The 13,051-nt window shown below is 65.7% G+C and carries 10 protein-coding genes; 9 read left to right on the top strand and 1 reads right to left on the bottom strand.

The features are described 5' to 3' along the window. From sdhA to gltA, 4 genes are all read left to right on the top strand, one after another. Positions 1–1,779: a succinate dehydrogenase flavoprotein subunit gene (gene sdhA / locus ACLB1G_RS19400; RefSeq protein ID WP_491628876.1), complete on the top strand. Its 1,779-nt coding sequence runs from the start codon at positions 1–3 to the stop codon at positions 1,777–1,779. Positions 1,780–1,789: 10 nt separating this feature from the next. Continuing rightward, positions 1,790–2,500: a succinate dehydrogenase iron-sulfur subunit gene (locus tag ACLB1G_RS19395; RefSeq protein ID WP_491628875.1), complete on the top strand. Its 711-nt coding sequence runs from the start codon at positions 1,790–1,792 to the stop codon at positions 2,498–2,500. Positions 2,501–2,563: 63 nt separating this feature from the next. Continuing rightward, positions 2,564–2,845, top strand: a complete 282-nt coding sequence (locus ACLB1G_RS19390; RefSeq protein ID WP_491628874.1) for an FAD assembly factor SdhE — start codon at positions 2,564–2,566, stop codon at positions 2,843–2,845. A gap of 110 nt (positions 2,846–2,955) precedes the next feature. Then, positions 2,956–4,257: a citrate synthase gene (gene gltA / locus ACLB1G_RS19385; RefSeq protein ID WP_491628873.1), complete on the top strand. Its 1,302-nt coding sequence runs from the start codon at positions 2,956–2,958 to the stop codon at positions 4,255–4,257. A 127-nt stretch (positions 4,258–4,384) separates the two neighbouring features. On the opposite strand, the gene ACLB1G_RS19380 is transcribed toward gltA, so the two are convergent. Then, positions 4,385–4,771, bottom strand: coding sequence for a BlaI/MecI/CopY family transcriptional regulator (locus ACLB1G_RS19380; RefSeq protein WP_491628872.1), 387 nt, complete (start codon positions 4,769–4,771; stop codon positions 4,385–4,387). 177 nt (positions 4,772–4,948) lie between these two features. On the opposite strand from ACLB1G_RS19380, the gene ACLB1G_RS19375 reads away from it, so the two are divergent. From ACLB1G_RS19375 to lpdA, 5 genes are all read left to right on the top strand, one after another. Further along, positions 4,949–6,691 carry a 4'-phosphopantetheinyl transferase superfamily protein gene (locus ACLB1G_RS19375; RefSeq protein ID WP_491628871.1) on the top strand — a complete coding sequence of 581 codons (1,743 nt, stop codon included), beginning with the start codon at positions 4,949–4,951 and terminating at the stop codon, positions 6,689–6,691. A 256-nt stretch (positions 6,692–6,947) separates the two neighbouring features. Next, positions 6,948–9,803 (top strand): 2-oxoglutarate dehydrogenase E1 component, encoded by a 2,856-nt coding sequence (locus tag ACLB1G_RS19370; protein WP_491628870.1) that lies wholly within the window; start codon positions 6,948–6,950, stop codon positions 9,801–9,803. Between the two features lie 81 nt (positions 9,804–9,884). Beyond that, entirely contained in the window at positions 9,885–11,117 is a 1,233-nt protein-coding gene (gene odhB, locus ACLB1G_RS19365) for a 2-oxoglutarate dehydrogenase complex dihydrolipoyllysine-residue succinyltransferase (RefSeq protein WP_491628869.1), read from the top strand. A gap of 60 nt (positions 11,118–11,177) precedes the next feature. After that, the gene (locus ACLB1G_RS19360) at positions 11,178–11,513 is read left to right on the top strand and encodes a PspC domain-containing protein (RefSeq protein ID WP_491628868.1); all 336 of its coding nucleotides are present in this window, start codon (positions 11,178–11,180) and stop codon (positions 11,511–11,513) included. Between the two features lie 4 nt (positions 11,514–11,517). Then, the gene (lpdA, locus tag ACLB1G_RS19355; RefSeq protein WP_491628867.1) at positions 11,518–12,948 is read left to right on the top strand and encodes a dihydrolipoyl dehydrogenase; all 1,431 of its coding nucleotides are present in this window, start codon (positions 11,518–11,520) and stop codon (positions 12,946–12,948) included. Positions 12,949–13,051: the final 103 nt, after the last annotated feature.

Below are 13,051 nucleotides of genomic sequence, written 5' to 3'. Positions count from 1 at the left end.
GTGGCAGCTATCAAATCTGCAATCCCTACCCGCCGCTTTGACGCGGTAATCGTCGGCGCCGGCGGCTCCGGCATGCGCGCATCGCTGCAACTGGCCGAAGCCGGCCTGAACGTGGCCGTGCTGTCGAAAGTTTTCCCCACCCGCTCGCACACCGTGGCGGCGCAGGGCGGTATCGGCGCCTCGCTGGGCAACATGGCCGAGGACAACTGGTTCTGGCACATGTTCGACACCGTCAAGGGCGGCGACTACCTGGGCGACCAGGACGCCATCGAATTCATGTGCCGCGAAGCGCCGAAAGTCGTGTACGAGCTGGAGCACTTCGGCATGCCGTTCGACCGCAATCCCGACGGCACCATCTACCAGCGTCCGTTCGGCGGCCACACCGCCAACTTCGGTGAAAAAGCCGTGCAGCGCGCCTGCGCCGCGGCCGACCGCACCGGTCACGCGCTGCTGCACACCCTGTACCAGCGCAATGTACGCGCCCGCACCCACTTCTTCGTCGAGTGGATGGCCCTGGACCTGATCCGCGACGCCGAAGGCGACGTGGTCGGCGTGGTGGCCCTGGAAATGGAAACCGGCGAAACCATGATCCTGGAAGCCAAGACCACCGTGTTCGCCACCGGCGGCGCGGGACGCATCTTCGCGGCCTCGACCAACGCCTTCATCAACACCGGCGACGGCATGGGCATGGCGGCGCGCGCCGGCCTGCCGCTGCAGGACATGGAATTCTGGCAGTTCCACCCGACCGGCGTGGCCGGCGCCGGCGTGCTGATCACCGAAGGCGTGCGCGGCGAAGGCGGCATCCTGATCAACTCGGAAGGCGAGCGCTTCATGGAACGCTACGCTCCGACCCTGAAAGACCTGGCGCCGCGCGACTTCGTGTCGCGCTCGATGGACCAGGAAATCAAGGAAGGCCGCGGCTGCGGTCCGAACAAGGACCACGTGATGCTGGACCTGCGCCACATCGGCAAGGAAACCATCGAGAAGCGTTTGCCGTCGATCCTGGAAATCGGCCACAAGTTCGCCAACGTGGACGCCACCAAGGAACCCATCCCCGTGGTGCCGACCATCCACTACCAGATGGGCGGCATCCCGACCAACATCCACGGCCAGGTGGTGACCCCGAACGGCGACGGCACCCAGAAAGTGGTCAACGGCCTGTACGCGATCGGCGAATGCGCCTGCGTGTCGGTGCACGGCGCCAACCGCCTGGGCACCAACTCGCTGCTGGACCTGGTGGTGTTCGGCCGCGCGGCCGGCAACCACATCGTCGCGTCCAACCTCAAGCAGAAGGAAAACAAGGCGCTGCCGAAAGACGCCGCCGACTTCGCCCTGGACCGCCTGAACAAGCTGGAAACCTCGACCGGCAGCGAGAAAGTGCAGGGCGTGGCCAACGACATCCGCGCCACCATGCAGAAATACTGCGGCGTGTTCCGTACCGACGAGATGCTGAACCAGGGTGTCAAGGCCATCCTGGAGCTGGACGAGCGCCGCAAGCACGTCTCGTTCAAGGACAAGTCCAAGGTGTTCAACACCGCCCGCGTCGAGGCCCTGGAGCTGGACAACCTGATCGAAACCGCGAAGGCGACCATGATCTCGGCGGCGGCCCGCAAGGAATCGCGCGGCGCCCACGCCCATGACGACTACCCGCACCGCGATGACGACAACTGGATGAAGCATACCCTGTGGTATTCGGAAGGCAACCGCCTGGACTACAAGGCGGTCGTGACCAAGCCGCTGACGGTGGACACCTTCAAACCGAAACCACGTACTTTCTAAGGGCCCGAACATGGCACGCACTCTCAAATTCAAGATCTACCGCTACGATCCGGACAAGGACGCCAAGCCCTACATGCAAGACCTGACCGTCGAGCTGAAGGACACCGACAAGATGCTCCTCGATGCACTGCAGCGCATCAAGTCCGACTTCGACGACTCGCTGGCCCTGCGCCGCTCCTGCCGCGAAGGCGTGTGCGGTTCGGACGCCATGAACGTCAACGGCAAGAACCGCCTGGCCTGCACCACCAACCTGAACGAGCTGACCGAACCCATCGTGCTGCGTCCGCTACCCGGCCTGCCGGTGATACGCGACCTGATCGTCGACATGACCCAGTTCTTCAAGCAGTACGACTCGGTCAAACCGTTCCTGATCAACGAATCCATCCCGCCCGAGAAGGAGCGCCTGCAGTCGCCCGCCGAGCGCGAGGAGCTGGACGGCCTGTACGAGTGCATCCTGTGCGCCTGCTGCTCGACTTCCTGCCCCTCGTTCTGGTGGAATCCGGACAAGTTCGTCGGTCCGGCCGGCCTGCTGCAAGCCTACCGCTTCATCGCCGACTCGCGCGACGAAGCCACCGGCGCCCGCCTGGACAACCTGGAAGACCCGTACCGTCTGTTCCGCTGCCACTCCATCATGAACTGCGTGGACGTGTGCCCGAAAGGCCTGAACCCCAACAAGGCCATCGGCAAGATCAAGGAACTGATGGTGCGCCGCGCGATCTGACGCGGCTGTAACAACGCCGCTCCCGCCCGGGAGCGGCGGCTTGCTGGTAGAAGGTAGTGAGTCATGACTGAACCTAACCCTGCTGCGCATCAGGCCGACCCGGCCAACCGCGCCCGCCTGCGCTGGCGTGCGCGCCGGGGTCTCCTGGAAAACGATATCATCCTGACGCGTTTTCTCGATGCGCACGAAACCGAATTGACCGACGAGGAAGTGGACGCGTTCACGCGGCTCCTCGACTTGTCGGACAATGCCCTGATGGATCTGGTACTGGCCCGCAAGGAGCCAGAGGGCGAAACCGACCTGCCGCACGTGCATGCGTTGCTGCGCCGGTTGCGCCAGGCTTAAACGTCGCCGCGCCCCGGCCGGTTGACGGGGCCCGACGTGCAGTGCACCACGCTGTTTGCAGTCCAGAATTTTTAGCAGCTTTTTTAATCTCTCCAAAGAAGGAAGAGTCCATGAACACCTCTGATAACAAAGCCACCCTGTCGTTCTCCGATGGCAGCGCCGCGGTTGAATTCCCGATCTACAAAGGCACCGTGGGTCCTGACGTCATCGACATCCGCAAGCTGTACGGCGCCACCGGCAAGTTCACCTACGACCCCGGCTTCATGTCCACCGCCTCGTGCAACTCGTCGATCACCTACATCGACGGCGACAAGGGTGAACTGCAGTACCGCGGCTACCCGATCGAACAGCTGGCCGTGAACGCCGACTTCATGGAAACCTGCTATCTGCTGCTGAACGGCGAACTGCCCAACGCGGCCCAGAAGGCCGAGTTCGTCGACACCGTGACCAAGCACACCATGGTCCACGAGCAGATGCAATTCTTCTTCCGCGGCTTCCGCCGCGACGCCCACCCGATGTCGGTGCTGGTCGGCACGGTCGGCGCCCTGGCCTCGTTCTATCACGACTCGCTGGACATCAACGACGCCAAGCAGCGTGAAATCTCGGCCATCCGCCTGATCGCCAAGATGCCGACCCTGGTTGCCATGGCCTACAAGTACTCGATCGGCCAGCCCTTCATGTACCCGCGCAACGACCTGTCGTACAGCGCCAACTTCATGCGCATGATGTTCGGCAACCCGTGCGAGGAATACAAGGTCAACGACGTGCTGGTGCGCGCCCTGGACCGCATCCTGATCCTGCACGCCGACCACGAGCAGAACGCTTCGACCTCGACCGTCCGCCTGGCCGGCTCCTCGGGCGCCAACCCGTTTGCCTGCATCGCCGCCGGCATCGCCTGCCTGTGGGGCCCCGCCCACGGCGGCGCCAACGAAGCCGCCCTGACCATGCTGAAGGAAATCGGTTCGGTGGAAAACATCCCGGCCTTCATCGAGAAGGTCAAGGACAAGAATTCCGGCGTCAAGCTGATGGGCTTTGGCCACCGCGTGTACAAGAACTTCGACCCGCGCGCCAAGCTGATGCGCGAAACCTGCCACGAAGTGCTGAACGAGCTGGGCCTGCACGACGACCCGCTGTTCAAGCTGGCCATGGAACTGGAAAAGATCGCCCTGAACGACGAATACTTCGTGTCGCGCAAGCTGTACCCGAACGTCGACTTCTACTCGGGCATCGTGCAATCGGCGCTGGGCATCCCGGTGTCGCTGTTCACCGGTATCTTCGCCATGGCCCGCACCATAGGCTGGATCGCCCAGTGGAACGAAATGATTGCCGATCCGGAACAGAAAATCGGCCGTCCGCGCCAGCTGTTCGTCGGCGCCACCCAGCGCGACGTGCCGCCCCTGGACAAACGTTGATGCGCGTCTGACGCACATGAAAAAACGGGCTGCGGCCCGTTTTTTTTCGCCACTTGGCCTGAGCCCGGCCGCAACATGCATGGCCGGGCCGGTGTCAGGAGCCCATCTTGCGCAAGCGGCGCCGCTGTCAGTGGCGGTCGCCCTCCTGGTCCAGCAGGGCCTGGATTTCCTCCCTTTCCTTCTTGCTCACGTGGCCACCTCGCAGGGCGGCCAGTACCAGCGCCTTGCCGGAACCGGCGAACGCCTTGTGTATCAACTCCTTGAGCAGGTTGGTCTGCAGCGCATCCTGGGCCTGGGCCGGGGCGTACACATGGGCGCGCTGGCTTTCGTCGCGTGTCAGCAAGCCCTTGGCGTGCATCACCTGCAGCAGGCGCAGCACGGTGGCGTAATTCATGTCCGGCCGGGCGGCGAGGGCGGCCTGGTGCACCTGCCTGGCCGTGGCCGGGCCGCTGTCCCATAGCAGCCGCAGCATTTCCAGTTCGGACGGGGTGGGTTTGGGGGCTGAGTTGCTCATGGTGCTGGTGGCGCAGGGTAGGGTGGTGATGCATCCAGCGTAAAACATCTAGAACGATTTGTCTAGATCTGCGCTGTGTTGTGTATTTGTCAGCGATCTGGTACGGCTTGATGCAGATTAAACGCGGGGCGCCGGCCTGCCCGCATATTCAAGCGATCATCCGGACAGGAGTGCATCGTGAACAGCCTTCAACAGCAGGCCTTGCGCCTGGATCCCGGCCTGCCCTACCTGGGACGCATCGCCAGCTACCAGCCGGGCCGAGGCGTGCGCTTCGAGCGTGAACTGGACCTGGAAAACGACCTCTACCTGGCCGACCACCATGTCGTGCCGGCCCTCCCGTACAAGCCGCTGGCGGCCTGCTATCCGCTGCTGCCGATGGGCTTCAGCCTGGAAATCATGGCCGAGGCGGCGGCCTGCCTGGCGCCCGGCATGGAACTGGCCGGCCTGGCGGACGTCAGCGCCACGCGCTGGATCGCGCTGGCCGATAGCGCACGGCTGGCGCTGCGGGTCGAGGCCAGCGTGCTCGACGGCGAGCGGGTCGCGGTAGCGATCCGGGCCGGCAATGACAGCCGGCCTTCGGTGTCGGGCACGGTGTGCCTGGCGCGCCGGGCGGACCAGGGCGCGTCCGGCCTCTCCAGGCCCGGCCGCTCGCGGCCCGGCCCCTCGCGGCCCGGCCCCTCGCGGCCCGGCCCCTCGTGGCCCGCCCACTCCGCGCGTACGGTGCGCCTGGACGGCGCGGCCCTCTACGATAGCGGCGAGCTGTTCCAGGGGTCGCGCCTGCGCTGCCTGGATGGCGACATCCTGTGCGGCGCCAACGGCGCCAGCGCCAGCCTGCTGCCGGGCGGGCCGGATGGCCTGTTCCGCGACTGTCCCCGGCCCGGGCTGCTGGCGGCGCCGCTGGTGCTGGACGGCGTGGCCCAGCTGGTCGCCGTGTGGGCCCTGCGCCAGCGCCGCCGCACCACCTTTCCCATCGGCCTGGGACGGCTGGAATACCACGCTGCCGCACCGCCGCCCGGGGTCAGGCTGCCGCTGCGTATCCGCTGCAGGTCCCAGGGCCGGGTGCTGAGCACCGATGCCGAGATCGGTGACGGCGCCGGCGGACTGTGGCTGCGCATCCAGGGCTGGCGTTCCTGGCAATTCAACTGGGATGCGCGGCTGCTGGCCTTCCGCCGCCAGCCGCGGCGCCAACTGCTGAGCCGGCCGCTGGCGCCGCCGCCCGGGTTGGACGGTGCGCCGGTCCTGCAGCGACTGGACGCGGCCGACGTGGCCGATATCGACCGCAGCCTGCTGGCCCGCCACTACCTGCGCCAGGACGAGATGGCGGCCTACCAGGCGCGCGGCAGCCACCCGCTGCGCCAGCTGGACTGGCTGCTGGGGCGCATCGCCGCCAAGGACGCGGCGCGCGCACTGGCCGCGCAGGCCGACGGCCTGATGCCGCACCCGGCCGCCTTCGCGGTCGGCAACGACGAGCAGGGCCGGCCCTACCTGGCGCACTGGCCGGCCGATGGCGGCGCGCCGCCCCGGCTTAGCATTGCCCACAGCGAGGGCAGGGCGCTGGCGGCGGCCTACCAGCGCGCGGTCGGGGTCGACATCGAGCGCATAGGCGCGCGCGCCGCCCAGCCACCCGATGGCTACAGCAGCCGCGCCGAGCGCGCCCTGCTGCCGCCCGGCGCGGACGGCGGCCCTGATACTGAATGGCTGACCCGGCTGTGGGGCGCCAAGGAGGCGCTGGGCAAGCTGGCCGGCATCGCCGTGCGTCCCGACCCGCATGCCTTTACCGCCGTGCAGCGCGATGGCGGCCGCCTGCGCATGCGGCACGCGGCAAGCGGGCGGACGGCCTGGGTGGACTTCGTGCACGACGGCGACTACATCTGCGCGATCGGCCTGGCGGCGCCGCCATTGGCGTCCGAACAAGCTTGAAAGACAGGCACGGCCGGCGTGCCTTAAGCCTGCATTAACGTGATACGCAAACAAACATTTATCGTGGTTTTATGCCCATTGCGGGGTTGTTGCGCTACAATGCCGGTGCTATTCTGAATGGCCGTTTTTTGAATCCCTAAAGAAATATAGCCCTTCCCCCACAACTTGATGTGCAATCCGCTAACCGGTCAGGCCGTGTCGCGGAAGGTTAGATTAACCCGCTAATCTCGCGAAGCGCGAAGAAAGGTGAGCAATAATGATGCAGCAGCAGTCGTCCAACTCCTACCTGTTCGGTGGGAATGCTCCATACGTCGAAGAACTGTATGAAGCCTACCTGAACAACCCAGGTTCCGTACCGGAAAACTGGCGCGCCTATTTTGACCAGATGCAGCACGTGCCCGCCGTCGACGGCTCCAACCGTCCCGACGTCGCCCACGCCTCCGTGATCGCCTCGTTTGCCGAGCGCGCCAAGGCCGGCCCGATCCGCACCGTGGTCGCCTCGGCCGACGCCGAAATGGGCCGCAAGCGCGTGGCCGCCACCCAGCTGATCGCCGCCTACCGCTACCTGGGATCGCGCTGGGCCAACCTGGACCCGCTGCAGCGCCAGGAGCGTCCCGCCATTCCGGAACTGGAACCCAGCTTCTACGGCTTCACCGATGCGGACATGGACACCGTGTTCAACATCAGCAACACCTACTTTGGTCCTGAAACCGCGACCCTGCGCGACCTGACCAACTTCCTGCGCGACACCTACACCCGCTCCATCGGCGCGGAATACATGTACATCTCCGACCCGGCCGAGAAGCGCTGGCTGCAGGAGCGCCTGGAATCCATCCGCTCGACCCCGAATTTCACTGCTGAAAAGAAAAAGCACATCCTGGAGCGCCTGACCGCGGCCGAAGGCCTGGAGCGCTACCTGCACACCAAGTATGTGGGTCAAAAACGTTTTTCGCTGGAAGGCGGCGAAACCTTCATCGCTTCCATCGATGAAATCATCCAGCGCGCCGGCGAAAAAGGCGTGCAGGAAATCGTGATCGGCATGGCCCACCGCGGCCGCCTGAACGTGCTGGTCAACACCCTGGGCAAGGCCCCGCGCGACCTGTTCGAGGAATTCGAAGGCAAGCACGGCGACGACCTGCCTGCCGGCGACGTCAAATACCACCAGGGCTTCTCGTCCGACATCTCCACCGCGGGCGGCCCGGTCCACCTGTCGCTGGCGTTCAACCCCTCGCACCTGGAAATCGTCAACCCGGTGGTCGAAGGTTCGGTCAAGGCCCGCATGGACCGCCGTGGCGACCACGCCGGCCAGCAAGTGCTGCCCATCCTGGTGCACGGCGACGCCGCCTTCGCCGGCCAGGGCGTGGTGATGGAAACCCTGAACCTGGCCCAGACCCGCGGCTACGGCACCGGCGGCACGGTGCACATCGTGATCAACAACCAGATCGGCTTCACCACCTCCGACCCGCGCGACGCCCGTTCCACCATCTACTGCTCGGACGTGGTCAAGATGATCGAAGCGCCGGTGCTGCACGTGAACGCCGACGACCCGGAAGCCGTGGTGCTGGCCTCGCAGATCGCGATGGACTACCGCCAGGAGTTCAAGAAGGACATCGTGGTCGACATCATCTGCTACCGCAAGCTGGGCCACAATGAGCAGGACACCCCGGCCCTGACCCAGCCGCTGATGTACAAGAAGATCGCCCAGCACCCCGGCACCCGCCGCCTGTACGCCGACAAGCTGGCGGCCCAGGGCGTGATCCCGGCCGACGGCGGCGACACCCTGGTGGCCGAGTACCGCGCCGCCATGGACGCCGGCAAGCACACCGTGGATCCGGTGATCTCCAACTTCAAGAACAAGTTTGCGGTCGACTGGCTGCCGTTCCTGAACCGCAAATGGACCGACTCGGCCGATACCGCCGTGCCGATGACCGAACTGAAACGCCTGGCCGGCCGCATCACCACCGTGCCGGAAGGCTTCAAGGTGCACTCGCTGGTGGAAAAAGTGCTGGCCGACCGCGCCGCCATGGGCCGCGGCGAGATGAACCTGGACTGGGGCATGGGCGAGCACCTGGGCTTCGCCTCGCTGGTGGCGTCCGGCTACGCCGTGCGCCTGACCGGCCAGGACGCCGGCCGCGGCACCTTCGTGCACCGCCACGCCGTGCTGCACGACCAGAACCGCGAGCGCTGGGATGCCGGCACCTATGTGCCGCTGCAAAACATCGCCGAAGGCCAGGCCCCGTTTACCGTGATCGACTCGGTGCTGTCGGAAGAAGCGGTGCTGGGCTTTGAATACGGCTACTCGACCGCCGAACCGAACACCCTGACCATCTGGGAAGCCCAGTTCGGCGACTTCGTCAACGGCGCCCAGGTCGTGATCGACCAGTTCATCAGCTCCGGCGAAGTGAAGTGGGGCCGCGCGTCCGGCCTGGTCATGATGCTGCCGCACGGCTACGAAGGCCAGGGTCCGGAGCACTCCTCGGCCCGCCCCGAGCGCTTCCTGCAGCTGTGCGCCGACAACAACATGCAAGTGGTGCAGCCCACCACCGCGTCGCAGATCTTCCACGTGCTGCGCCGCCAGATGGTGCGCCAGTTCCGCAAGCCGCTGGTGATCCTGACGCCGAAATCGCTGCTGCGCAACAAGGACGCCGGTTCGCCGCTGTCCGAGCTGGCCAAGGGCGCGTTCCAGACCGTGATCGGCGAAGTCGACGAGAACATCGACGCCAAGAAGGTCAAGCGCGTGATCGCCTGCTCCGGCAAGGTTTACTACGACCTGGTCAACGCCCGCAAGACCCGTGGCCAGACCGATACCGCCATTGTCCGTATCGAACAGCTGTATCCGTTCCCGCACAAGGCTTTCGCTGCCGAACTGAAGAAGTTCCCCAACCTGGCGGAAGTGGTGTGGGCCCAGGATGAACCGCAGAACCAGGGCCCCTGGTTCCAGATCCAGCACAACATCTTCGAGGGCCTGGAATCCGGCCAGCGCCTGGCTTACGCCGGCCGCCCGGCTTCCGCGTCGCCTGCCGTCGGTTACTACGACAAGCACTACGCCCAGCAGAAAGAGCTGCTGGAGACGGCGTTCTCGAAGCTGAAGGGCTTCATCCTGACGAAGTAAACAACCACTGCACGGAGCGCCGCGCCGGGACCGGGAGTCACCGGCCGGCGCGGTACATACAAAAGATAACGGAGTTTTAGAATGGCACAAATCGAAGTCAAGGTCCCCCAACTGTCCGAATCGGTTGCTGAAGCAACCATGCTGACCTGGCATAAAAAAGTCGGCGAGGCAGTGGCCCGCGACGAAAACCTGATCGACATCGAAACCGACAAAGTGGTCCTGGAACTGCCGGCGCCGGCCGCCGGCACCCTGGTGCAGATCATCAAGGGCGACGGCAGCACCGTGGTCGCCGATGAAGTCATCGCCATCATCGATACCGAAGCCGGCGCCACCGCCGCCCCGGCCGCAGCCGCCCCGGCCGCGGCCCCGGCAGCAGCACCGGCCGCCGCCACCGGCGGAAGCAAAGGCGACGTGGCCATGCCGGCCGCCGCCAAGATCCTGTCGGAAAAAGGCCTGAGCGCCTCCGACGTGGCCGGTTCCGGCAAGGATGGCCGCGTGACCAAGGGCGACGCCCTGGCCGCTCCGGTGAAACCGGCAGCCCCGGCGCCGCTGGCGCCTGCCGCCGCCAAGCCGGCCCTGGCACAGGTGGCCGCACCGGCCGTCAACCTGGGCGACCGTCCGGAAGAGCGCGTGCCGATGAGCCGCCTGCGCGCCCGTATCGCCGAGCGCCTGATCCAGTCGCAATCGACCAACGCCATCCTGACCACCTTCAACGAAGTCAACATGGCTCCGGTGATGGACCTGCGCGCCAAGTACAAGGACAAGTTCGAGAAAGAGCACGGCGTCAAGCTGGGCTTCATGTCCTTCTTCGTCAAGGCCGCCGTGGCCGCCCTGAAGAAATACCCGATCCTGAACGCCTCGGTCGATGGCAACGACATCGTCTACCACGGCTACTTCGACATCGGCATCGCGGTCGGTTCGCCGCGCGGCCTGGTGGTGCCCATCCTGCGTGACGCCGACCAGATGTCGATTGCCGACATCGAGAAGAAAATCGGCGAATTCGGCGCCAAGGCCAAGGACGGCAAGCTGACCCTGGAAGACCTGACCGGCGGCACCTTCTCGATCTCCAACGGCGGCACCTTCGGCTCCATGCTGTCGACCCCCATCATCAACCCGCCGCAGTCGGCCATCCTGGGCGTGCACGCCACCAAGGACCGCGCCGTGGTGGAAAACGGCCAGATCGTGATCCGTCCGATGAACTACCTGGCCATGTCCTACGACCACCGCATCATCGACGGCCGCGAAGCCGTGCTGGGCCTGGTGGCCATGAAGGAAGCGCTGGAAGATCCCGCACGCCTGCTGCTGGACCTGTAATTCCCGCGCCGTGATCGCCACCCCGTCCCGCCCGGGACGGGGCTTACCTGAAGGGCATCCATGAGCGTAGCTGAAGAAATCAAGCGCCTGCACGAGCTGCACCAGGCCGGCGCCCTGTCCGACGAGGAATACGCGCGCGCCAAGGCGCGCCTGCTGGACCAGGAGCGCCTGCCGCCGCCTGGCGGCCAGCCGTCCGGCGACATCTCGCGCCTGCGCCGCTCGCTGAACGACCGCTGGCTGGGCGGCGTCTGCGGCGGCCTGGGCGCCGCCACCGGGATGGAATCCTGGATCTGGCGCCTGCTGTTCGTGCTGTTCTCGCTCTCCTTCGGGTTTGCCCTGGTGATCTACATTCTGTTATGGATATTCGTTCCGGACGAAGAACTGATTGGAAAATAAAGACATGAGCAAACAATTTGACGTAGTAGTGATCGGCGCCGGTCCCGGCGGTTACATCGCCGCCATCCGCGCCGCCCAGCTGGGCTTCTCGGTGGCCTGCGTGGACGCCTGGTCCAATGACAAGGGCGGCCCGGCTCCGGGCGGCACCTGCACCAACGTGGGCTGCATCCCCTCCAAGGCCCTGCTGCAATCGTCCGAGCACTACGAACACGCCGGCCATGCCTTCAAGGAGCATGGCATCGACGTGGCCGGCCTGTCGCTGAACCTGGGCCAGATGATCAAGCGCAAGGACGGCGTCGTGAAGCAGAACAACGACGGCATCCTGTACCTGTTCAAGAAAAACAAGGTGACCTTCTTCCACGGCCTGGCCTCGTTTGCCGGCGCCGCCACCGCCGACGGCTACCCGCTGTCGATTTCCGGCCCGACCACCGAGACCATCAGCGCCAAGCAGGTGATCGTGGCCACCGGCTCCAACGCGCGCGCGCTGCCGGGCGCCGAGTTCGATGAAAAGCTGATCCTGTCCAATACCGGCGCGCTGGACATCGAAGCCGTCCCGGCCAAGCTGGGCGTGATCGGCGCCGGCGTGATCGGCCTGGAAATGGGTTCCGTGTGGCGCCGCCTGGGCGCCGAAGTGACCGTGCTGGAAGGCCTGCCGGTGTTCCTGGGCGCGGTCGACGAGCAAGTCGCCAAGGAAGCGCAGAAGATGTTCACCAAGCAGGGCCTGAACATCCACCTGGGCGTGAAGATCGCCAGCGTCACCAAGGGCGACAACACCGTCACCGTGGCCTATGAAAACGCCAAGGGCGAAGCCCAGAGCGCCACCTTCGACAAGCTGATCGTGTCGATCGGCCGCACCCCCAACACCAACGGCCTGGGCGCCGACACCGTCGGCCTGCAGCTGGACGAGCGCGGCTTCATCGCCGTGGACGGCGACTGCAAGACCAACCTGCCCGGCGTATGGGCCATCGGCGACGTGGTGCGCGGCCCGATGCTGGCGCACAAGGCCGAGGAAGAGGGCGTGGCGGTGGCCGAGCGTATCGCCGGCCAGCACGGCCACACCAACTTCAACACCATTCCGTGGGTGATCTACACCTCGCCGGAAATCGCCTGGGTCGGCAAGACCGAGCAGCAGCTGAAAGCCGACGGCGTGGCCTACAAGGCCGGCAGCTTCCCGTTCCTGGCCAACGGCCGCGCCCGCGCGCTGGGCGACACCTCGGGCTTCGTCAAGTTCCTGGCCGACGCCGCCACCGACGAAATCCTGGGCGTGCACATCATCGGCCCGATGGCTTCCGAGCTGATTTCGGAAGCCGTGGTGGCGCTGGAGTTCAAGGCCTCGGCCGAAGACATCGCGCGCATCTGCCACGCCCACCCGTCGCTCTCGGAAGCGACCAAGGAAGCCGCGCTGGCCATCGACAAGCGCACCCTGAACTTCTAAGGAGGTCGCCTAAAAACGAGCGCGGCTTCGTTGCGGTGCCTCGCCGTGCAAACGCACTGTCTTCGGCGCCGGCGCCTCGCCGCGCTCGTTTTGATGCAACCTC

This window comes from Duganella kummerowiae, assembly GCF_053572355.1.
Note: the sequence above shows the minus strand (reverse complement) of the source record. Positions and strands in the feature narration are given on the sequence as shown.